At 42.7% G+C, this 22,205-nt stretch carries 19 protein-coding genes; all 19 read right to left on the reverse strand.

Translation table 11 applies throughout. The annotated features are described in order from the left end of the window. Nucleotides 1–12 precede the first annotated feature (12 nt). Complete coding sequence (gene fliF / locus J2S25_RS03380; protein WP_307191221.1) at nt 13–1,605, reverse strand: flagellar basal-body MS-ring/collar protein FliF; 1,593 nt, start codon at nt 1,603–1,605, stop codon at nt 13–15. A gap of 69 nt (nt 1,606–1,674) precedes the next feature. Continuing rightward, the gene (fliE, locus tag J2S25_RS03385) at nt 1,675–1,953 is read right to left on the reverse strand and encodes a flagellar hook-basal body complex protein FliE (protein WP_307191244.1); all 279 of its coding nucleotides are present in this window, start codon (nt 1,951–1,953) and stop codon (nt 1,675–1,677) included. 45 nt (nt 1,954–1,998) lie between these two features. After that, nucleotides 1,999–2,448 carry a flagellar basal body rod protein FlgC gene (gene flgC, locus J2S25_RS03390; RefSeq protein WP_044394469.1) on the reverse strand — a complete coding sequence of 150 codons (450 nt, stop codon included), beginning with the start codon at nt 2,446–2,448 and terminating at the stop codon, nt 1,999–2,001. Nucleotides 2,449–2,450: 2 nt separating this feature from the next. Continuing rightward, complete coding sequence (flgB, locus tag J2S25_RS03395; RefSeq protein ID WP_044394470.1) at nt 2,451–2,846, reverse strand: flagellar basal body rod protein FlgB; 396 nt, start codon at nt 2,844–2,846, stop codon at nt 2,451–2,453. 1,586 nt (nt 2,847–4,432) lie between these two features. After that, nucleotides 4,433–5,212: a GTP-sensing pleiotropic transcriptional regulator CodY gene (codY, locus tag J2S25_RS03400; protein WP_044396587.1), complete on the reverse strand. Its 780-nt coding sequence runs from the start codon at nt 5,210–5,212 to the stop codon at nt 4,433–4,435. Nucleotides 5,213–5,340: 128 nt separating this feature from the next. Next, a complete protein-coding gene (gene hslU, locus J2S25_RS03405; RefSeq protein ID WP_044396598.1) occupies nt 5,341–6,747 on the reverse strand; it encodes an ATP-dependent protease ATPase subunit HslU in 1,407 nt (468 codons plus the stop codon). A 20-nt stretch (nt 6,748–6,767) separates the two neighbouring features. Then, the gene (hslV, locus tag J2S25_RS03410) at nt 6,768–7,310 is read right to left on the reverse strand and encodes an ATP-dependent protease subunit HslV (protein WP_044396589.1); all 543 of its coding nucleotides are present in this window, start codon (nt 7,308–7,310) and stop codon (nt 6,768–6,770) included. Between the two features lie 20 nt (nt 7,311–7,330). Next, nucleotides 7,331–8,233 carry a tyrosine recombinase XerC gene (gene xerC, locus J2S25_RS03415; protein WP_307191222.1) on the reverse strand — a complete coding sequence of 301 codons (903 nt, stop codon included), beginning with the start codon at nt 8,231–8,233 and terminating at the stop codon, nt 7,331–7,333. A 60-nt stretch (nt 8,234–8,293) separates the two neighbouring features. Then, the gene (gene trmFO, locus J2S25_RS03420; RefSeq protein ID WP_044396591.1) at nt 8,294–9,601 is read right to left on the reverse strand and encodes an FADH(2)-oxidizing methylenetetrahydrofolate--tRNA-(uracil(54)-C(5))-methyltransferase TrmFO; all 1,308 of its coding nucleotides are present in this window, start codon (nt 9,599–9,601) and stop codon (nt 8,294–8,296) included. A gap of 250 nt (nt 9,602–9,851) precedes the next feature. After that, nucleotides 9,852–11,927 carry a type I DNA topoisomerase gene (gene topA / locus J2S25_RS03425; protein WP_044396592.1) on the reverse strand — a complete coding sequence of 692 codons (2,076 nt, stop codon included), beginning with the start codon at nt 11,925–11,927 and terminating at the stop codon, nt 9,852–9,854. Between the two features lie 270 nt (nt 11,928–12,197). After that, nucleotides 12,198–13,049 (reverse strand): DNA-processing protein DprA, encoded by an 852-nt coding sequence (gene dprA, locus J2S25_RS03430; protein WP_044396593.1) that lies wholly within the window; start codon nt 13,047–13,049, stop codon nt 12,198–12,200. A gap of 62 nt (nt 13,050–13,111) precedes the next feature. Beyond that, nucleotides 13,112–14,014, reverse strand: coding sequence for a succinate--CoA ligase subunit alpha (gene sucD, locus J2S25_RS03435; protein WP_044396595.1), 903 nt, complete (start codon nt 14,012–14,014; stop codon nt 13,112–13,114). A 20-nt stretch (nt 14,015–14,034) separates the two neighbouring features. Next, nucleotides 14,035–15,195 (reverse strand): ADP-forming succinate--CoA ligase subunit beta, encoded by a 1,161-nt coding sequence (sucC, locus tag J2S25_RS03440; protein ID WP_044396597.1) that lies wholly within the window; start codon nt 15,193–15,195, stop codon nt 14,035–14,037. Nucleotides 15,196–17,170: 1,975 nt separating this feature from the next. Continuing rightward, nucleotides 17,171–17,458 (reverse strand): EscU/YscU/HrcU family type III secretion system export apparatus switch protein, encoded by a 288-nt coding sequence (locus J2S25_RS03445; protein ID WP_044395877.1) that lies wholly within the window; start codon nt 17,456–17,458, stop codon nt 17,171–17,173. Beyond that, complete coding sequence (locus tag J2S25_RS03450) at nt 17,455–19,311, reverse strand: TP0910 N-terminal domain-containing protein (RefSeq protein WP_307191223.1); 1,857 nt, start codon at nt 19,309–19,311, stop codon at nt 17,455–17,457. The genes J2S25_RS03445 and J2S25_RS03450 overlap by 4 nt, the downstream gene beginning before the upstream one ends. A gap of 3 nt (nt 19,312–19,314) precedes the next feature. Further along, a complete protein-coding gene (gene rnhB, locus J2S25_RS03455) occupies nt 19,315–20,103 on the reverse strand; it encodes a ribonuclease HII (RefSeq protein ID WP_044395875.1) in 789 nt (262 codons plus the stop codon). An 89-nt stretch (nt 20,104–20,192) separates the two neighbouring features. After that, a complete protein-coding gene (gene ylqF, locus J2S25_RS03460) occupies nt 20,193–21,068 on the reverse strand; it encodes a ribosome biogenesis GTPase YlqF (RefSeq protein ID WP_044395872.1) in 876 nt (291 codons plus the stop codon). Between the two features lie 42 nt (nt 21,069–21,110). After that, entirely contained in the window at nt 21,111–21,665 is a 555-nt protein-coding gene (lepB, locus tag J2S25_RS03465; RefSeq protein ID WP_044395870.1) for a signal peptidase I, read from the reverse strand. Nucleotides 21,666–21,824: 159 nt separating this feature from the next. After that, nucleotides 21,825–22,169, reverse strand: coding sequence for a 50S ribosomal protein L19 (gene rplS, locus J2S25_RS03470; protein WP_044395869.1), 345 nt, complete (start codon nt 22,167–22,169; stop codon nt 21,825–21,827). Nucleotides 22,170–22,205 lie beyond the last annotated feature (36 nt).

A 22,205-nucleotide genomic window follows, 5' to 3' on the forward strand; every position in this document is an offset into this window, starting at 1 on the left:
TGCTTGACCCCCCTAGTCCTCAGAAATCCATGTCCGTAATAGCTTCGCAAAATCCTCTGGCTTTTCTTTTGCCATTTTTTCGAGCTGCTTTTTCTTCATTGTACCTTCTGTTTCCAATTCCTTGTTTACATCAGGAACATGAATTGGTTCAAGCTGTTCTTCATAAACAAACTCTTCTTCTACTTTGTTCTTTCTTGCTCTTAAGAACAGAAGCAACAGGGTCACGATAGCCGCAAGCAACAATCCGCCGATAAGGTATACCCACCAAGGCAATTTTTGGACAACCTGTTGATCAAAAGCAATTTTCCCATTAAATGGCTGAACAGAGACGACTACCTTCTCCTTGATCAACTCATCTGTCAACGGTGTTCCAAGAACGTCTTTATCAATTGTCGTCCTTATAATCGTTCCGAGGATTTTGGTTATATCATCCCTCCTATCCTGAGGAAGAGAAGTTGGGTCATCAGGAGTCGGAGGTTCTACCATCACCTGAATGCCCAAATCCCTCACCTTGTAAGGACTCTCTGTGATTTCTTTTTTAATTCTATTTACTTCATTATTGATCGTTTCTTCTACTTTTTCATAATCTCCGTTCCCCGTCGCTCCCTCAAGATATTGGGAACCAGTCGTATCAGCAGGATTGCCTCCTGCTGGAACCCCTCCGGCCTGATTTGCGTTGCCAGTAAACGTCTCCGTAATCCGCTGTGCACTAATGGCGATGCCTTCCATATTTTCTTTATCAACGGGTTCAACAATGTTTTCTACCCTGTTTTCTTGGGTAAAATCAATATCAGCAGTTACTGAAACAACGACTTTATCATGACCCATAAGTGTTCCGAGCATGTTTTGGACTTGTCTTTGAACATCCCTTTCAATTTGTTGCTTTATTTCATGCTGTGAAGCAAATGTAGCACCACTGGAACTATTTTCATTTTTTAAATCAAAATACTCAAAAAACTGATTCATAATGACGATATTATCAGTAGGAAGATTGGGAACACTTTTTGCTACTAGATGGTAAAGAGCTGTAATTTGTTCTTCCTTGAATTGATAACCAGGACTCGTATTGAGGACGATGGATGCCGAAGCCGGTTCGGCATTATCACTTACAAATATTCCTTTTTCCGGAAGGTTTATCATTACTTTGGCGTCATTGACCCCATCGATTCCTTTCATCAAATTTGCCAATTCCGTCTGCATGGCTTCCAGCTTGAGCACATTGAACTCATTATCTGTCATGCCCATGCCTGCGTTCTGGCTAAAAAAGGAATAATCAATGCTTCCTGACTTTGGAATTCCTTCAGCAGCCAGTTCTACCTTCAGCGTATCGACTGACTCTTCGGGAACCATGATGGTCTTTCCGTCATCCGTTATTTCTGATTTAATGCCCCTGGCATCCAGACTTTGTTTGATTGTTCCTGTCTCGGCGGGTGTTAAATTGCTATAAAGTGGCACTAAGGAAGGCTTTGTTGAAAAAATAGCGGTGAGACCAGCAACGGCGAAAACAAAGAAAATAGATGCCAAAATACTTATTTTTTGTTTTCTGGTTCGCCCGAGCCAGAAATCCTTCATTGTATGTATATACTTTTGAACGGTTTCTTTCATTTCAATCCCCCGGTTATTATGTCTCTTCTTTTATACAGCTAATAACCGATTAGTTTTTAGCCAATAATATTAAACTTGCATTCTCATCATTTCTTGGTATGCTTCGATCACTTTGTTTCTGACTTCCAGGGTTCCCTGTAGGGTAATGCTTGCTTTTTGGCTTGCAATCATCACCTGATGAAGGTCAATATTTTCACCACGGGCTAACTTTTCGGTCAGCACATCAGATTGAAGCTGGGATTCATTTACATTTTCAATTGTTTGCTTAAGTACGGACGAAAAACTTTTCTGCGCTTCGTATGGTGTAGATGTGGGAGTAGGACCCTTTGTTTCAAACGGCTTGACCATTTGGGTTACTGAATTAATTCCGGCAGTATTCATTGCGTTCTCTCCTTACTTTCCAATTTCAAGTGCTTTCATCATCATTCCTTTAGAGGCGTTAAAAACTGTCACGTTTGCTTCATATGATCGAGTGGCACTTATTAAGTCGACCATCTCCCTTAATGGATCTACATTGGGATAGGCAACATAGCCATCCGCATCGGCATCGGGATGCTCTGGATCATAAACCATTTTGAGCGGATTTTCTCTGTCTTCAGCGATTCTTGTTACTTTCACTCCATTGCCAGCTCCGGAGCTGTCTGTATTTCCGATTGCTTTATTAAGAAATGAAGAGAAGCTGCCTTCCTTTGGCTCCATGACAACCATCTTCCGGCGATAAGGCTCTCCATTCACACCTCTTGTCGAATCAACATTGGCCATATTGGAGGAAATGACGTCCATTCTCAGACGCTGTGCTGTTAACGCAGATGCAGTCGTGTCCATGCTATGAAAGATTGTCATACTTACCTACCTCCCCTAATGACCGATTGGAGCGTATTGAATTTCCCATTGATCCTCTCAGTCACTGCATTATAGTAGATTTGATTTGTTGCCATATCGGCCATTTCTTTATCCAAATCAACGCTATTCCCATTTTCGTTATAATTAACGTTTTGTTTGTTAATGATGCCAGGCAAACGGCTTGGCCTGCTGAAGAAATCATAATGTCGCGAATCCGATTTATTCGCTTCAAAGGATTGTTCCATTACATCCTGGAATACCGCCTTGAATGACACATCCTTTGCTTTATAGTTCGGTGTATCAACATTAGCAATATTTTGCGAGATTACTTTCTGCTTTGCTGAAGAGTAGTCCAGCGCATGTTCGAGCGTCGATATTGTATTTGAAAACAAATTCATTTTTGCACCTCTCGTTTACAAAACAGGATTTTTTTGCTGAATTTTGTAATTCTTTGGCGAATATCGTCAATCTACCCCTAATTGTAAAGAATCTGAAATAATATGTCTATGTAGTTTCCGTTAATTTTTATCATGCATAATGCTCATTTTATAAAACAGGATAAAAGACCTATACACCTACTTAACCTTAATGTAGTTATTTTACGCCTGTTTTTAGATTGTGTTTTTAGTATAACTAGGTAGAATGAATCAATCCGCATTCTTATATCCCTGTTTTTTTAGTCTACTTACCTATTTCTTTTTGCTTATTTTTTGCTTTTTTAGCTGGATATGTCTGCCTAATCGTTTTATTTTTTTGTAAATATAACGAAATATTTTTGTAACACTGATGCTTCTCTATTCATTCATTTTTAGGATAAATAAAACACCGAAATGAACGGAACTGGAAAAGTTACAAGAAAAACCGGGCAAACTGTGCCTGGTCCTTTTTTGGTTTGGATGATCATCGAGGCTGTTGATTGGTTTTCACTAAATCCATACAGGAAATTGGAAATCACAACTCCTCAAATATTATATGTTTCGTGGTTTTTTCCTAAAACGACTGCCATAAGGGCATCTTTCAAGTGGAATGATACCCTTATGCGAGCATTTCCACCTCTATAAGGGCATCTTTCATGCGGAATGATACCCTTATGCAGGCATTTCCACCTCTATAAGGGCATCTTTCATGCGGAATGATACCCTTATGCGAGTATTTCCACCTCTATAAGGGTATCTTTCATGCGGAATGATACCCTTATGCGAGCATCTCCACCTCTATAAGGGCATCTTTCAAGTGGAAAGATACCCTTATGTAGGCATTTCATCAGATAACATGATTACGGCCACTGAAATGTACCACTAATGCCATCCTTTGTACCAAGGAATGCCAAGGAATTTACCACCGTTCGCCAGGCCATTTACCAGGACCGTCTAATCCCAGTGGAAAAGGCAAGCGTAGCGGTCCTTGATACTGAGTAGGCAGATATGATAGGCTGTCCGGCTGGCAGCCCCCGAGTGACCGTAGGGAACGCCCTAAGGGGGATGCCGGCAATGGCTGCCACATCATATCTGCCGGAGGCTCAGTGTCAAGGATGTCTTTGGAACGGCCGATAGAAGCGATTGCCACGCCTTTAACGGTTACGTAAAGTTTTTATGGTAAACGGGGAGTCAACAGATGGTAAATTATTTGTCAATGAGTGGTACAAAAGATGGCAGAGGTGGTAAAAACCCGTGGCCGTAATCAGATAACACATTATAATCCTCATCTTTAAAATATGATTGGCTTGCCCACCAGCGTCTCGAGGAGTTAGGAGCCGTAGCTAGGACAAACGACTCGAGCGGCTGGAGCTGGAGCTGGACAATTCTCGAAGTGAATTTTATACTTTTGTTTGGAAATAGAAATTCATTTTCAATGTCGATGGTGGCTACGGATTCGTAGCCATGGTGAGTTCTTATTTTATAAAAAAAGCTGGTTCAATTCCAAATAAATGGAATCGAACCAGCTTTTTTGTTTGGTCGATAAAATTTTCAGTGACTTTTGAACTTTAGTTATTTTTAAGTTTTTCTAGTTCGAACAAGAATTTATCGTTCAATACTTTAATGTATGTTCCTTTCATTCCTAAGGAACGTGATTCTATAACGCCTGCACTTTCAAGCTTGCGCAATGCATTTACAATGACTGAACGAGTGATGCCGACTCTGTCAGCGATTTTGGATGCAACGAGTAAGCCTTCTTTTCCGTTTAGTTCTTCAAAGATGTGCTCGATTGCTTCCAGTTCGCTGTAGGATAGGGAACTGATCGCCATTTGAACGACAGCTTTGCTTCGTGCCTCCCCCTCGATCTCTTCGGCTTTTTCGCGCAGGATTTCCATTCCAACGACCGTTGCGCCGTATTCAGCGAGGATTAGATCATCGTCATGGAACTGTTCTTGGAGACGAGCTAGGATTAAGGTTCCGAGGCGATCACCACCGCCAATGATTGGCACGATGGTAGTCAATCCGCTTTTGAATAAATCTTTGTTTTCAACCGGGAATGCTGTATACTCACTGTCCACATCCAAATTTGGTGAAGTCACCTGGATGTTGAACAAGTTTTTCGTATAATCCTCTGGGAATTGACGATCTTCAAGCATTTTCACCATTCGCTCGTTTTCAATCTGCTGGTTAATTGCGAAGCCAAGCAGTTTCCCTCTCCGGCTGACAACAAAAATATTTGCTTCGATTACTTCACTAAGTGTCTCTGACATTTCTTTGAAGTTTACTGGTTTCCCGGCAGCTTTTTGGAGCAGGGCATTAATTTTTCTAGTTTTCGTTAGTAAGTCCATTGTTTCTTCCTCCTATTTTGCTTTAAACAAAATAACATTATTTTTCTTATTTAGCTAATTTCGATTCCTTAGCACAATAGGCAGCTTTTATTTGTCTACCCTATTGAGTATGCTTTAAAACGAGAACATTATAAGATGAACTGGCTTAAATCTTTATTCCTTGAGATAGCGCCTAGTTTTTCTTCCACATATTGTGGAGTGATTGCCACTTTTTCCATATGGATGTCTGGCGCTTCAAAACTCAGATCTTCGAGAAGCTTTTCTAGGATCGTTTGCAGCCTTCTAGCTCCAATATTATCCGTATTCTGATTCACTTCATATGCGACTTCTGCTATCTTACGAATAGCATCGTCAGAAAATTCAATTTGTATACCTTCAGTTGCCAATAAAGCTTCATATTGCTTTGTTAAAGCATTATCTGGTTCAACCAGAATTCGATAAAAATCATCGACTGTCAGTTTAGTTAATTCGACGCGGATCGGGAAACGACCTTGTAGTTCCGGTATCAAATCGGATGGTTTTGCCGTGTGGAAGGCACCCGCAGCGACAAATAAGATGTAATCCGTTTTTACCGGACCATATTTTGTATTAACCGTTGACCCTTCTACTATTGGCAGGATGTCTCTTTGAACACCCTCTCGTGAGACGTCCGCGCTGGAACTGCCAGAATTCTTGCTGGCGATTTTGTCGATTTCATCAATGAAAATGATCCCCATCTGCTCAGCTCGATAAGTAGCTTCCTGAGTAACCTCATCCATGTCAATCAGCTTTTGTGCTTCCTCATTGATCAGTAACTTTCTCGCCTCACGTACTGGAAGTTTTCGTTTCTTTCGTTTTTTCGGCATTAAGCCGCCTAATGCATCCTGCATGTTCATTCCCATCTGTTCCATTCCAGAACCTTGGAGCATATCAAACATAGAGGGGGCCTGTTCTTCGACTTCAACGGTTACCAGCTCATCTTCCAGTTCTCCTTGTTCGAGTCTCTGCTTGATTGTTTTTCTTTTTTCTAATAAACCCATATCCTCTGACTGGCTTGTTTCTTGCTCAGGCTGTTGCTGATTCCCGCCAAAGAGCATTTCCAATGGGTTTTTATAATTTACCGTTTTTTTCATTGATGGAACCAGAAGCTCGACAAGGCGGCGATTAGCATTATCTTCTGCTGGTTCCTTGACTTTCTCCATCTTCTCTTCTTTCACAAGTCTGATCGAGGTTTCCACGAGATCCCTGACCATTGATTCCACATCTCGTCCCACATAGCCGACTTCGGTAAATTTAGTGGCTTCCACCTTGACGAAAGGAGCGCCAACCAATTTGGCCATCCTTCTTGCTATTTCCGTTTTGCCAACGCCTGTAGGTCCGATCATCAAGATGTTCTTAGGAATGATTTCATCTCTGATATTTTCAGCGAGCAATCCACGGCGATACCTGTTCCTAAGAGCAACTGCCACTGCTTTTTTTGCATCTTTTTGTCCAATTATATACTGGTCCAGCTTTTCAACGATCTGCCTCGGAGTTAAATTTGTTGGTTGTTTCACACTCTTCACTCCTTCTTTCATTACAGTTCTTCCACAATGATATGGTGATTTGTGTAAACACAAATATCAGCTGCAATTTCCAATGAAGACTTCGCGATTTCTTTTGCTGTCAAATGATCCCCAGCATATTGTTTTAACGCACGGCCTGCTGCTAAAGCATAGTTGCCGCCAGAACCGATGGCAAGAATGCCGTCATCAGGTTCAATTACTTCCCCTGTTCCGGAAATCAGCAGCATGTCTGTGTCATTCATCACAATCAGCATCGCTTCTAGCTGCCGAAGGACTTTGTCACTCCTCCACTGTTTAGCGAGCTCTACCGCTGCCCTTTGGAGATTGCCATTGTATTCCTCCAGCTTTCCTTCAAACTTCTCAAACAAAGTGAATGCATCAGCAACCGAACCTGCAAAACCGGCAATTACTTTCCCATTAAACAACTTGCGGACCTTCTTTGCTGTGTGTTTCATCACTACAGCATTGCCCAAAGTAACCTGACCATCGCCTGACATGGCGCATTGCCCTTTGTGTTGAACAGCAAATATCGTAGTGGCATGGAATTCCGACATCTTAACGTCCTCCTTTTGGCTTATGCCCTCGGGTGGTGTGCTAAATAAATACTGCGTAAATGTTCCTTTGTAACATGGGTATAAACTTGCGTAGAAGACAGGAAAGCATGGCCAAGAAGTTCCTGGACTGTTCTCATATCTGCCCCGTTGCTCATCATATGTGTCGCAAAGGAATGTCGTAATTTATGCGGATGGATTTTTCCGGTAAGAGCAGACTTTTCAATCAGCTTATTCAGAACGTCCCTGATCCCTCTATCTGTAAGCGGCCCGCCTCGAAAATTCACAAACAAATAGCCGTGGTCATCCTTTCCGTTCAGCAAGTCTGGTCTCCCATTCTTTATGTAGTCTTCCATCGCATCTTGAGCAAAACTTCCGAAAGGTACATATCGATCCTTTTTCCTTTTTCCATGAATCAAAACAGTCGATAGCGATAAATCTACTTCCTTCACCTGGATGTTACTGCACTCACCTACTCGGATTCCCGTCGCATAAAGCAGCTCCAGAAGTGTTTTGTTCCGTTTTCCAAGAGCTGTTTCGGTTTCACATGCAGCGAACAGTTGAGCAAGCTCCTCTTCATAAAAAAAATCCGGCAGCCGCTTTTCCAGTTTTGGGATGGATACAAGTGAAAATGGATTGTCTTCGACCATTTTTTCACGCAGCAAAAACTTATAAAAGCTGCGCATGCAGGAAATTTTCCGTGCAACTGATTTTCTGGAGAGCTGCTGATCAAACAATTTTGTCAGGTAAATTCTTATATCCGCATACTCCACATCATTCAGACCTGTAAGCCCTTGTTCAGACATGAACAAAAAGAATCCCCTAATATCCTGTTGGTAATGTTCAATTGTATATTGTGAGTAGTTTTTCTCAATTTGTAAATATTCAATAAATAACTTTAAAGAATTGTTCACATTTGCTTCCATCTCATCACCTCACAAGGGCTATTAAATAGTATCATATTTGTATAGCCACCGCAACCAACTTTACAAATTTTTCACAAAGTTCTGAATTGTTCCCAATGCTCTGGAAGCATGTTGCTCATTTCGTTCCTGCTTCGATCTGATTTTATCTGGAAGATCAGGGAAAAGACCGAAATTTGCGTTCATTGGCTGGAAGTTTTTCGCGTTTGTAGTTGTAATATATCTAGCCATGCTGCCCATAGCTGTTTCATGCGGGAATTCTACCGGCGCTTCACCTTTTACAAGACGTGCAGCATTTATTCCAGCAATCAGGCCGCTGGCTGCTGATTCAACATAACCTTCTACACCTGTCATTTGTCCGGCAAAAAACAAATCTTCTCTTTTCCTGAATTGATAGGTTGCTTTTAACACCTTAGGTGAGTTGATAAATGTGTTACGATGCATCACACCGTAGCGGACGATTTCAACGTTCTCCAAACCGGGAATCAATTGAATTACTTCCTTTTGTGGTCCCCATTTAAGATGTGTCTGGAAGCCAACAATATTATAAAGAGTTCCGGCTGCATCATCCTGGCGAAGCTGCACCACGGCGTATGGTCTTTTCCCTGTTCTGGGATCTTCTAGACCTACTGGCTTCATCGGGCCAAATAACATCGTTTTTCTTCCTCTTTGCGCCATTACCTCAATCGGCATGCATCCTTCGAAAAAGACTTCTTTTTCAAATTCCTTTAGCGGAACTGTCTCAGCGGAGATCAGAGCGTCATAAAAACGGTCGAATTCTTCTTCTGTCATGGGACAGTTTAAGTATGCCGCTTCTCCTTTATCATATCGGGATTTAAGATAGACCTTATCCATATCAATACTATCTTTCTCAAGAATTGGAGCTGCCGCGTCATAAAAATAAAGATATTCTTCCCCAGTAAGCTGTTTCAATTGTTCTGACAAAGCCGGGCTTGTCAATGGCCCCGTGGCAATGACGGTCGGTCCTTGGGGAATTTCCGTGATTTCTTCCTTAAAAACAGTAACATTCGGATGATCCTTCACACGGTTCGTAACAAGTGCTGCAAATTCATGCCGATCTACCGCCAAAGCACCGCCAGCTGGAACAGCACAGGCATCTGCAGCTCCGATAATAACAGAGTTTAACATTCTCATTTCTTCCTTTAACACTCCAACCGCGTTTGTTAACGTATTCGCGCGTAAAGAATTACTGCATACAAGCTCGGCAAATTTATCGGTATGATGGGCAGGTGTCTGCTTCAATGGCCTCATCTCATATAGGTTGACTTTAATGCCTCTCTCAGCAAGCTGCCAAGCCGCTTCACTTCCGGCCAAACCAGCACCAACGACATTTACTGTTGCTTCTGTCATATCTATTTCCTCCATTGATATAAAAAAAGTATCCTTTTTAAACTTCGCGTATTTCTCCAATGACAGGCTATGTCACATGAACAATGATCAAAAATCTAATTATACCATCTGCCTTTATTTAAAGCTTCCATTATCTATTCATCTTACTTATTTTTCCCTTGAATCCGATAGTATTTCTTAACAAGTACTGAGTGGCCAGACAACGAAATCGTGCCTCTTACAACCATAAAAAGTGAGCTCATGGCTCACTCTAGCTTTGTGGTTCTTCTTTGTAATCACATTCTGTGCATTGAACCTGGACACCTTTTTTAAGCTTTTTCTCGACTAGCATATTGTCACATTTCGGGCATTTCCTTGCAAGTGGTTTGTCCCAGGAGAGGAAGTCACACTCTGGATAGCGGTCACAACCGTAAAAAATCCGGCGTTTCTTGCTTTTTCGCTCGATGATGTTTCCTTCTTCACATTTCGGGCACTTGACTCCTATATCCTTGACAATTGCCTTCGTGTTCCGACATTCAGGGAAATTGCTGCAGGCCATGAACTTTCCGTAACGCCCCATTTTAAAGACCATTGGTGAGCCGCACAGATCACAATCTTCGCCGGCAGGTTCATCCTTGATTTCGATTTCCTGCATTTCTTTCTCCGCTATTTCAAGACTTTTTTCAAAATCCCGATAAAATTCATCAATGACCTTGACCCAATTAATTTTTCCTTCCTCGACGTGGTCAAGGTTATCCTCCATTTTCGCTGTAAATTCCAAATCAAGGATCTCTGGAAAAAATTCCAACATCAATTCATGAATAACCTCGCCCAGTTCCGTTGGTACAAATCGTTTATTATCAAGGGATACATAGCCTCTTTTCTGGATTGTATCCAGAGTAGGCGCATAGGTTGATGGCCGTCCAATCCCCATTTCTTCCAGCGTCCTAACAAGTCTTGCTTCTGTATACCTTGGAGGAGGCTGTGTAAAATGCTGCTTCGATTCGAACTCTTTCTTGATGACTTCGTCTCCTTCCTGCAGATCAGGAAGGTATTTATCTTTCTCTTCAACCTGGTCATCCGTTCCTTCTACGTATACCTTCATGAACCCGGCGAATTTTACCTTTGAACCAGTCGCACGAAACGTAATCTCCCCATTTTTTAAATCAACGCTCATCGTATCCATAATTGCAGAGGCCATTTGGCTTGCGACAAACCGTTCCCAGATCAATTTATAAAGCCTGTACTGATCTCTTGAGAGAAATTCCTTTACCTTATCAGGAACTTTCATCGTGCTCGTTGGCCTGATCGCTTCGTGAGCATCCTGGGCATTTGTCTGCTTTTTCTCTTTCCTTGGCTCGGTTTGGATGAATTTTTCCCCATATTCGCCAATAATATATTCTTTTGCTTCTCTCTGAGCTAGTTCAGAAATTCTTGTGGAGTCCGTTCTCATATACGTAATCAATCCGACTGTTCCTTCTTTTCCAAGATCGATTCCTTCATAAAGCTGCTGCGCAAGCATCATCGTCTTCCTCGCACGGAAATTAAGTTTTCTTGCCGCTTCCTGTTGTAAGGAAGAAGTGATGAAAGGTGGTGCTGGATTTCTTTTCCTTTCCTTCTTCGTTACTGTATCAACGGTGAATTTATTCCCCTTCACTTGCTTGAGGATGTTTTTTACTTCTTCCTCTGACTTCAATTCGTTTTTATCCTTGCCAATCCCATAAAAGGATGCTTCAAATCCAACTTTCCCTTTTAGGAATTCAGCGCTGATTGACCAATATTCCTCTGGCTCAAAAGCAGCGATTTCTTTTTCGCGATCGATGATCATCCTTAGCGCAACGGATTGCACTCGGCCTGCGCTCAGCCCTTTCTTTACCTTCTTCCAAAGCAACGGGCTAATATTGTAACCTACCAGCCTGTCTAATACACGTCGCGCCTGCTGAGCATCTACTAGGTCCATATTGATTGCCCTCGGGTGTTTAAAAGATTCTTGGATGGCATCCTTAGTAATCTCATTGAATACGACCCGACAATCAGAATGAACATCTACATTAAGGCTTTGTGCTAAATGCCAGGCAATTGCTTCCCCTTCCCTGTCGGGGTCAGCTGCGAGATAGACTTTCTTTGCTTTTTTTGCTGCAGATTTCAATTCCTTCAGTACGGGACCCTTGCCCCTAATGGTAATATATTTTGGGTTATAATTATTTTCTGTATCAATTCCCATCTGGCTCTTGGGCAAATCAATTAAGTGCCCCATCGAAGCCTTTACTTTATACTTTTTTCCAAGATAACGCTCGATCGTCTTAGCCTTAGCCGGCGATTCGACGATTACTAAAAACTCTGACATCCATTTGTCCTCCTTAGAGGGATAAAATTATCATCAATTATGATTGATATATCCTGAAATTGTCAAATACACCTTAAAAGAAAACGATTTCAACTAATTAAGAGATTTTGAAATACCTGATGCAAAATGTATACCAGAATGAAAATTATTTCAACCTTTTTATTGCAATTCTGTTCTAAAATTATTATTTTCTTCCAAAATCGCGTAAATTCTAACAAACTTATCAGCTAAAATCTGCCTATTTCATTTTTGGAGTCACTTTCGTTCCCTTCAAAATTCCTCGAGAATATCCTCTGCGCTTTTTATTAGTTTAGCGCCCTGCTGTATCAAATAGTGAACTCCATCGGAATCCGGGGTCAAAATACTTCCAGGAATAGCAAACACATTTCTGCCTTCGTTCAAAGCAAAATCTGCGGTGATCAAGGAACCGCTTCTTTTCCTTGCCTCAACAACCAGTGTACCCTCTGAAAGGCCGCTGATAATCCTGTTTCGCATCGGAAAATGCCATTTTTCCGGGCGGGTTGCTGGAGGATATTCCGATAAGACAAGCTGAGTTTCCATCATATATTCTGCCAGCTTGCTATTTTCCTTAGGATATAAGTGCTGAAAGCCACCAGCAATCACACCGATTGTTTTCCCACCCAGTTTGATCGCTGTCTTATGAGCATGCGCATCGATCCCTTTTGCAAGGCCACTTACAATCACAATATTCCTTTTTATTAATGAAGGAAACAAAAAATCAATCGATTTATACCCATAGTCGGTTGCATTTCGAGAACCAACAACGGCCAGAGAGTCGGTTATTTTCAGCATGGAAAGATTCCCTTTTGCGAAAAGGATCCATGGAGGCTGGTAGATATTCTTGAGTTTCTCAGGATATTCATCGTCAAAGATAGTGATTAGATGGATGTTTTGTGAGGAGTAATGATAAAGAAGTCGGTCAACGGAAATAAGCTGAAGGTCTCGGTGGAGTTGTTGAGTGTAAGCTGGATTGTTAAAGGCATTTTCAGTTTCTTCCCCTCTATTCCCTGATGCCTCGTATTTCAGGATAGAATAGATTTCTTTCCAGCTTGCCTTTCTACTGTGGACAAGCTGAATCAATTTCCTTTTAAATTCGTCCATTTTCTTCCCCCCTGGGATTAACAAACAGCCCCTCCGTTCAGAGGGACTGCTGATTGGTTATCCTAATGTGTTTTGCATTTATCGTACAAGCCTTGCTCCTTCAATACGCCGATCAGCGTTTCACCCATGACAGACGGAGTATCAGCTACCTTGATACCGCATTCGTTCATGACGCGGATCTTTTCATCTGCTGTACCCTTTCCGCCTGAAATGATCGCTCCAGCGTGCCCCATGCGCTTCCCTGGAGGCGCTGTTCTCCCGCCGATGAAGCCGACAACTGGTTTTGTCATGTTTGCCTTGACCCACTCAGCCGCTTCTTCTTCAGCCGTACCGCCGATTTCTCCAATCATGATAACGGCAAATGTGTCTGGGTCTTCATTGAACGCTTTTAAAACATCGATGAAGTTTGTTCCGTTTACCGGATCTCCGCCGATTCCTACCGCTGTGGACTGGCCGAGTCCAGCCTGAGTCAACTGGTGTACAGCTTCGTATGTCAATGTCCCGGAACGTGAGACAACCCCTACATGTCCTTTCGTATGGATATACCCTGGCATGATCCCAATTTTGCATTCTTCAGGAGTAATAACACCAGGGCAGTTAGGGCCGATCAGTCGGGTCTTCTTGCCTTCCATATAACGTTTCACCTTGACCATATCCAAAACCGGGATATGTTCGGTGATACAGATAGCCAGATCAAGCTCTGCGTCCACAGCTTCAATGATCGCATCTGCTGCAAATGGTGCAGGTACATAAATGACAGATGCAGTAGCACCAGTCGTTTCAACAGCTTCTTTCACAGTGTTAAATACTGGTACGCCTTCTACTTCTGTACCACCCTTGCCAGGAGATGTTCCCCCAACAATTTTTGTACCATATTCAAGCATTTGTTTTGTATGGAAAAGGGCTGTCGAACCTGTAATTCCTTGAACAAGGACCTTTGTAGCTTTATCAATAAATACACTCATGTCTAATTCTCCTTTCGATCCTACTTAACTAATGAAACAATTCTTTCAGCGCCGTCTGCCATCGATTCAGCAGCAATGATATTCAAGCCCGATTCATTTAGAATTTGTTTTCCAAGATCAACGTTCGTACCTTCCAGTCGAACGACAAGCGGAACCTGTAGGCCAACCTGCTTGGCAGCTTCCACAACACCTGTAGCAATGACATCACACTTCATGATGCCGCCGAAGATATTAACAAAGATTCCTTTTACATTTGGATCGGAAAGGATAATTTTGAATGCCTCTGTTACTTTCTCAGCAGTTGCGCCGCCCCCAACATCAAGGAAGTTGGCGGGGTCTCCGCTATAATGCTTGACGATGTCCATCGTTGCCATCGCAAGACCGGCACCGTTCACCATGCAGCCAATATTTCCATTTAAAGAAATATAACTTAAGTCATACTTCGATGCTTCGATTTCCTTTGGATCTTCTTCCTCAAGATCACGATACTCAAGGACATCCTTCTGGCGGTATAAAGCATTTTCATCGAAGTTCAGTTTCGCATCAAGAGCGATTACCTGACCGTCACCTGTAACAACAAGCGGGTTGATTTCAGCAATCGAACAATCTTTTTCGATATATGCAGTGTACAGGCCCATCATGAATTTGACAGCCTGGTTGATAAGCTCTTTTGGAATATTGATCTGGAAAGCGATACGGCGAGCTTGGTATGGCATCAAGCCAAGCACAGGATCGATTTCTTCTTTGAAGATTTTTTCAGGAGTTGCTTCAGCAACCTCTTCAATTTCCGTTCCGCCTTCTTCTGAAGCCATCAAGACAACTCTTGAAGTTGCACGGTCAAGTACTAAACCTACGTAGTACTCCTTCTTGATGTCACAGCCTTCTTCAATCAGCAGACGTTTTACTTCCTTGCCTTCTGGACCAGTCTGGTGAGTAACCAGCGTCTTACCCAGGATTTCCGAAGCATATGTACGCACTTCATCAAGGTTTTTCGCAACCTTGACACCGCCAGCTTTTCCCCTTCCGCCAGCGTGAATCTGAGCTTTCACTACTACTACTGATGAGCCAAGCTCCTTAGCTGCTTCAACAGCTTCCTCCACTGTAAAAGCAACCTTTCCATTTGGTACTTTTACCCCATATTTTCTGAGGATTTCTTTTCCTTGATACTCATGGACATTCATTTCCCATCCTCCTATCTATTAGAAAAACCCGTCCAAGACGACCTGAAAATGTTTTCCTAAATAGAAAATATCATTCATTTCAATTTTGAAAAAATAGACTGCGCTTTCATTTTATATAATGAAATATTGATTGTCTACCTTTATGAATTAAATAAAATATTTATCTCAAAAAAGTATCCAGTTTAACGAAACTCCATGGGAAAAGCAGCGATGACAAGCTATTACCGTTTTAAAATCGGAAACCCGTTGACAAGGAAAGCGCAAGCGCCTTTCTGATTGTGGCAACTTCCTAGTGGCAACCACCTTTCTACTCGCCGTTTCCTTCTCCTGCTTGAGACGGAACTTAATCAGAACGGAGATCGTATGCTAGGTGTATTTATGTGAAAAGGCATTTTTTATAGCGCTCATTGGTGTATGCCAGTTCAGAGGAATTTTTAGCACCAATACAGCTCATTGGTGACCTCTTTCTCCAGTTTCTGGTTTTTTAGGACACCAATACCGCTCATTGGTGACCTCTTTCTCCAGTTTCTGGTTTTTTAGGACACCAATACCGCTTATTGGTGACCTCTTTCTCCAGTTTCTGGTTTTTTCGGGCACCAATTCCGCTTATTGGTGACCTCTTTCTCCAGTTTCTGGTTTTTTAGGACACCAATACCGCTTATTGGTGTCCTCTTTCTCCAGTTTTTGGTTTTTTAGGACACCAATACCGCTTATTGGTGACCTCTTTCTCCAGTTTCTGGTTTTTTAGGACACCAATTCAGCTTATTGGGTTCGAAAAAGATTTCACATGAAGAAAATGCTGTATCAGACTGCCAGCAAATTGGATTAGACTACTTTTACAGCCGTCAAAAGGCAGTGGAGGTAACCACTTTGTCCAAACTTGTATCCTTCTTGTTAACTGTCGAACCAAATACGACTTTAAAAATTATGGAAGCTGTCGATGTAGAACCTAAATGGATACAGCTGACAAAATTGGTATAAAATTAATCTTCTGTTTTGCTAGTGAAGCGCAAGCATCTGATCGATACTACCGAATCTTTTCAAATATAGTCATAGTATTAAGCATATTATAATAGAGGGGATGTTTTGTGGTAAGAACTATTCTAATGGATCATTGGGGCAATTGTCGTGATCGGTTTCTTGTTCAGTTTGTTATAAGGTAAGTTAAAAGAGCTGCCAAGGGGATAAATAGTACCTAGGCTAGCCTCTTTTTTTTCGTTTAGAATAATGGGTTAGCTTCTTCTAAAGCTAAGAATGGTTTGTGTTGCGGCTTCACAAAAATATAAATTCTGATATTACAAGAAAAGCTCAGGGCGCCTTGGTCAGCCCCGACAAGCGCTGCCCGCCAAAACGCCACGTCCTGTGGCTGGCGGGTCTAGCACGTCCTGTGCCTCGGAGGCCGACCATTGTAGTCGTTCTTTGACTTCAATGGTCGGACCGAAACCGAAAAGTATAGCCGACTGCCCAGAAACGCAGAAACTGGAGACTCCGCCAGAAGAAGCGCTTTTTGCTTCTGCCGGTGGAATTGAAGTTTCTGCGTTTCTAGGAGGCGACACTAGACAATTCGAAATGCGAAGGCGACTGTTCAACTCCGACAAGCGCTGGAGGGCCTGACAGTGAAGTCGTTCTTTGACTTCATTGGCAGGACCGAAGCGTCTCGAGGAGTTAGGAGCCGCAGCTAGACAAGCGACTCGAGGGGCTAGGAGTCTGTCCGACGGAGTGAAATCCACGTATTTTTATTCAAAATGAATGTTTTTATACAATAAAACGGATGAATAGGAAGCATTCTCACATAATTATACGCTAAAAAAATTTTATCGGACAGACTCATAGGCGCTGGAGCTAGAAAATTCCCAGAGTGAATTTTATACTTTTGTATCAAAATAGAAATTCATTTTCATTGTAGATGGTGGCTACGGATTCGTAGCCATGGTGGTTTCTTATTCTTCTAAAAAACTATTTATGCTGATACAAACTATGCTTTTCGTTTTCCTGCTTGCTGATCGAGATGATAGATATACGAAAAAACCTCGGCCACTGCTTGGTACAGTTCCTCTGGTATTCTGTCATTCAATTCCAGTTGCGATAATACTTCTACCAAGGATGGGTCCTCCTGGATGGGGATATCTTGCTCTTTTGCTTTTTCGATGATCTGCTGAGCAACCAGACCCTTGCCCTTTGCTACCACTTTTGGGGCTTCTGCACTATCGGCGTTATACCCTAAGGCCACTGCTGTCTTTCTTGTATACTTAGGAGTTTTCATATTTTTATATCCACCCCGTTATATTCATTTTGCTCATATAATTTTGCTAGACTGCGTTCAGTCCGTTCCACTTTCCCTTGTCCAGGCATATGAAAATGAACAGCAGACAGTTGATAATTCAATTTAGTCAATTTGTTTTTCAATACTGGTGTCATTTGTTCGGCCAGTTTCTTAAGCTCGGGGTGATCATTAAAAACCTGAATGCTCATGACTCGATTCTGAACCTGCATATCGATAATAATATCGTCAAGATGCTGTAGATTTAGATAAAAGAGGACACGGCAGAAATCAGCGTCTATTTTGCCATTCTCCGTCCTTTTCCCGCTCCACTGCATCGAGAGTTCGCTTGTCTTGCCTCCCTGAATAAAAGGGACCTGGACTACGAGCTGCTGAATTGGACCTGATTCCTGCGACAGCAGCTGAAAGCCTGTAAGTTTATTTACCAACGGCTCTGCAGCCTCTTTGACAGCCAGCGGAGGATCTTCATGCAACAAGCGGAGGGTCAGTGATTTAAGTGTATCTGGTACTTGTACTTTGCCCTGCTCTCCTCCCTTTAAGACTTCACTTAGATGATGTTCAAACGAGAGGCCAAGAGCAGAAAGGAATCCCTTTATTTTTGTATCGGACAAAAGGGAGATTCCCTCTTCCTGAAGAGCAAGCGCTGGCTCTGCATGGACAGCTGCTTCTGCTACCAGCTGCGCACGGAGAGCCCCTATACTCGCTTGCTGCTGTTTTCCTGCAGCCTCTAACAGCTTTAAGCCTGCTTGACCCCAGTCTGCCTCCCCAGCAAGTAGGAGGGGCAGGGAGTCGCTGACATTCGAGTGTGATAATAGCTGTTTAAAGGCAAGGAGTCCTGTTTGCAAATTCGTGTCCTTGCCATTAGTCCTGTCAAAAATGAACGCAAGTGAGTCTGCGACGACATCGACAGAAAAGGGGGTTTTGGGGCTGAAACTTGCCATTAGCTGACGTGCGGAAGCACCGTTTCCCTTCTCGATGAGCGTTAAGACTGTTTTTACAAATCTCCATCCTTCTGGCAGGTTTTCTTCTGTTCCATCGAGATTTTGAAGAATTGATACCAGCTGCTGTAAAACATTGTTTTCACTGCTTTTCACCGGAATCGCTCCGTACTGTTGAAGCAAATCCAAAGCGGCTTCGCTCCGTTTGCCATTGCTGCCGAGCCATATTGAAGCAAGATGGTTCAATACGGCTGCAGAGGAACTATTCCTGTTTGCTGGCAGCATCTCATCCAATAGTTTTTTCAGGCTTGCAACCGTCTCTGTTTCTTCTGCTGCCTCCAAAGACTTTCCAAGCTGCTCCATTAGCATTACGAGGGACTGTTCCTTCGTGGTTGTATAAAGTGCCTCAAATACAGTCTTGGTTACAGGCATGCCCCTTGTCAGCAGCATCTTGATCGCATCCTGACCAGCAGTCCTGGATTCAACCGTTTTTAACCATTCGGATGAGAGTTTAAGAAGCTCACCATTGACTGGAAGCTGTTCCTTGATAAAAAAACGGACTAGATCCAGATTTTCTTTAGTCGGCTGCAATCCTAATTCCGATAGGATTCTCGTCATGCTTCCGTGCTGGTCCTTCTCATTCGCACTTGAACTGATCAGCTTTAAGTGGATCTTTCCTTCTCCAGGCTGAACCTGGAACCAGTAACGTTCATTAGCTGATAACGGCACTTCTAATTGGGCGACCACTTTTTGGCTTCCGATTAGCACCTCTGCTATGTGCTCAGGGTAAAGCTTGATGATTTTCCCATTGATGAGTTGTCCTGGGCGGAATTCGGTCATTTGGGTCTGCTTTGCTGTCTTTTCGGTAAATAAACTTTTAAGCTTTCCTGTTTCCATGGTTCACCCGCTTTGCCAAGTCTGCTGAATACACTCTCTTACGGGAGCGAAGGTTTTCCGATGATGGTCTGTTACCCCGTGTTCTTTCAGGGCAGTCAGGTGCGCAGCGGTTCCATAACCCATATTAGCCTGAAAGCCATATTGCGGGTATCGGTCATCCAGCTCCATCATCAGCCGATCACGAGTTACTTTTGCAATGACCGAAGCAGCGGCTATGGAAACGCTTCTGGCATCCCCTTTGATTAATGCTTCAAATGGATAAGGTGTTTCAAGCTTGACTGCATCAATCAACAGAAAATCAGGAAGGATTTTCAATTGGGCTGTCGCTTGGAGCATTGCTTTTTTACTTGCCTCAAGAATATTGATTTCATCAATTTCGGCTGCTTCGATGATTCCGACTCCGACAGAAAGAGCCTGGTTATGAATGATGTCAAAAAATTCTTCCCTTTTCGCTTTTGACAGTTTCTTAGAATCATTGAGACCTGGAAGATAAAAATCCTCCGGCAAAATGACCGCACCAGCAACAACCGGACCGGCTAACGGTCCGCGGCCGGCTTCATCGATTCCGGCGATGAGCTTGAAACCCTCGGACCAATACTTTCTTTCAAACAAAGTCATCTCAACAAATTGTCTGCGGGCATGTTCTTTTTGCACTTCTTGCTTTTCCCACTTTGCGATGAGTTTTTGAACACCATTGCGGTTGTCAGTTCTCCATTTCTCAATAAATTCTCTATCGACTTTCTTATTGCTGAATAGCAGCCGATCAATTTCGGCAATTGTCCAATTATTCATATCCTTTTTCCCCTAATTATGTCTATAGTATGTATCGGCAAGAAAAAGATAAAATAAAGGACCTGAAATCAGGACCTTTATTTTCCAATTTATTTATCTGTTGCTTCATCACGCAACAAGTCACGTGGTCGTTCAAAAGAAAGAGGACCTAATTTTTCCGTGCGTATTTCCCTGATTACTAGTTCTGCGACTTTGTCGTAGTCAACAAACCCGCCAGGCATTCTGCAACCCCGGAGATCGCCAATCTCATCAAACAGTTCGACGATATCCTCAGGGAATGCGGAAAGCTTGTATCTTTCCTGAAGACGATCAGGATAATGCTTTTCCAAGAACCTTAAAGCATATACAGCCAAATCTTGAAGATTAAGGATTGTATCTTTAATGGCCCCTGTTATCGCGAGCTTGGTTCCCACTTCCTGATCCTCAAACTTTGGCCAGAGGATCCCCGGAGTATCAAGAAGTTCAAGTTCTTTTCCAACCTTGATCCATTGCTGAGCTTTCGTTACCCCCGGCTTGTTTCCGGTCTGGGCGATATTTTTCCCAGCTAGACGATTGATCAAAGTTGATTTCCCTGCGTTCGGAATACCGATAATCATCGCTCGAATTGCTCTTGGCTTGATCCCTCTAGATTTTAAGCGGTCCAGTTTATCCTTAAGCAGCACTTTTGATTCCTGGACAATTTGCTTTAAGCCCGTCCCGGCTTGTGAATTGATTGCTAGTGCAGTAACCCCTTTTTGCCGATAGTAGCGCAGCCACTCCTCGGTGACTGCTTTGTCGGCCATATCCGCCTTGTTCAATAAAACGATCCTTGGTTTATGCTGGATGATTTCCTCAATCATCGGATTTCTCGATGAGTACGGAATTCTCGCATCTACCAGCTCAAATATGACATCGACTAGCTTTAATTTTTCCGTGACTTCTCTGCGTGCCTTCGCCATATGGCCTGGGAACCATTGGATTGTCAAAGCAGCCACCTCCTATCTGTTTGCATCTTGATGATCCAAGGACTAATCGATTGTACGGAAGTCCTTAATTGGCCAGTAAATGATATTTGTTTGTCCCAAGACCTTTTCGAATGGAACAGTGCCGATATGACGGCTGTCCTTGCTGAAACGGCGATTATCGCCCATAACGAAAAGATGCCCTTCAGGGACTGTTGCCGTGCCAATCTTTTCTTCTAGCGTGAAAGGGTCCGTCAGCGGTCCATCAATTACCTCTTTTTTATATTCTTCCAAGTATGGTTCTTCGAATGCTTTGCCATTTACATAAAGCGTGTCATTTTTATATTCTATCCTATCGCCAGGAAGGCCGATCACTCTTTTTATGTAATCTTTGTTCTCGGGTGCATGAAATACGATGATATCAAATCTTTCAGGCTCTCCGATTTTATAGCTTAGCTTATTAACAATCATCCGATCCTGGTCATGCAGGGTCGGCATCATCGATAATCCATCCACGACAATGGGTGCAAATAAAAAGTATCGGATGACTGCTGCTAGTAAGACAGCGATCAGAAGCGCTTTCGTCCATTCCCATAGTTCGTTTTTCTTGTTTTCGGCCATTCTTTTCCCACCATTCCTAAATAAATGTAGTTTAAGTACATAGCTTTATTTTACATAAGTCAGTCACGATAAACACGATGGGTGATGATTTTTTTAAAAAATTTTTTATAATGAAAAAGGAGCTTAGCTAGGCAGCAAGCTCCTTTTTGACATTCATTCTTATCGAATTTCCTTGATCCGGGCTTTTTTACCACGCAGGTTACGCAGGTAGTAAAGTTTTGCACGGCGAACTTTACCGCGGCGGATTACTTCAAGCTTCGCAATTTTCGGTGTGTGGACAGGGAAAGTACGCTCAACGCCTACTCCGTAAGAAACCTTACGGACTGTAAAAGTTTCACTGATTCCACCACCACGACGCTTAATCACTACACCTTCAAACAACTGGATACGTTCGCGAGTTCCCTCAACTATCTTAACGTGAACACGTACCGTGTCACCAGGACGGAAAGATGGAAGATCTGTGCGAAGTTGTGCTTTTGTGATTTCTTCGATTAATTGTTGCATCGTTTTCAACTCCTCCCACGAATGCTCTTGCACAGT

Source organism: Mesobacillus stamsii (genome assembly GCF_030814065.1).
Classification (GTDB): Bacteria; Bacillota; Bacilli; order Bacillales; family Cytobacillaceae; genus Mesobacillus; species Mesobacillus stamsii.

Coding starts and splice junctions, on each gene's coding strand:
- flgC (WP_044394469.1), bottom strand. CDS start 2,448: ATGACAATCTTTCATAGCATGGACACGACTGCATCTGCGTTAACAGCA.
- trmFO (WP_044396591.1), bottom strand. CDS start 9,601: ATGACAGAAGCAACAGTAAATGTCGTTGGTGCTGGTTTGGCCGGAAGT.
- J2S25_RS03445 (WP_044395877.1), bottom strand. CDS start 17,458: ATGAAAACTCCTAAGTATACAAGAAAGACAGCAGTGGCCTTAGGGTAT.
- fliE (WP_307191244.1), bottom strand. CDS start 1,953: ATGGTCAAGCCGTTTGAAACAAAGGGTCCTACTCCCACATCTACACCA.
- topA (WP_044396592.1), bottom strand. CDS start 11,927: ATGTCAGAGTTTTTAGTAATCGTCGAATCGCCGGCTAAGGCTAAGACG.
- rnhB (WP_044395875.1), bottom strand. CDS start 20,103: ATGAATAATTGGACAATTGCCGAAATTGATCGGCTGCTATTCAGCAAT.
- fliF (WP_307191221.1), bottom strand. CDS start 1,605: ATGAAAGAAACCGTTCAAAAGTATATACATACAATGAAGGATTTCTGG.
- flgB (WP_044394470.1), bottom strand. CDS start 2,846: ATGAATTTGTTTTCAAATACAATATCGACGCTCGAACATGCGCTGGAC.
- sucC (WP_044396597.1), bottom strand. CDS start 15,195: ATGAATGTCCATGAGTATCAAGGAAAAGAAATCCTCAGAAAATATGGG.
- rplS (WP_044395869.1), bottom strand. CDS start 22,169: ATGCAACAATTAATCGAAGAAATCACAAAAGCACAACTTCGCACAGAT.
- xerC (WP_307191222.1), bottom strand. CDS start 8,233: ATGGAAGCAAATGTGAACAATTCTTTAAAGTTATTTATTGAATATTTA.
- codY (WP_044396587.1), bottom strand. CDS start 5,212: ATGGACTTACTAACGAAAACTAGAAAAATTAATGCCCTGCTCCAAAAA.
- lepB (WP_044395870.1), bottom strand. CDS start 21,665: ATGGCCGAAAACAAGAAAAACGAACTATGGGAATGGACGAAAGCGCTT.
- J2S25_RS03450 (WP_307191223.1), bottom strand. CDS start 19,311: ATGGAAACAGGAAAGCTTAAAAGTTTATTTACCGAAAAGACAGCAAAG.
- hslV (WP_044396589.1), bottom strand. CDS start 7,310: ATGTCGGAATTCCATGCCACTACGATATTTGCTGTTCAACACAAAGGG.
- sucD (WP_044396595.1), bottom strand. CDS start 14,014: ATGAGTGTATTTATTGATAAAGCTACAAAGGTCCTTGTTCAAGGAATT.
- dprA (WP_044396593.1), bottom strand. CDS start 13,049: ATGGACGAATTTAAAAGGAAATTGATTCAGCTTGTCCACAGTAGAAAG.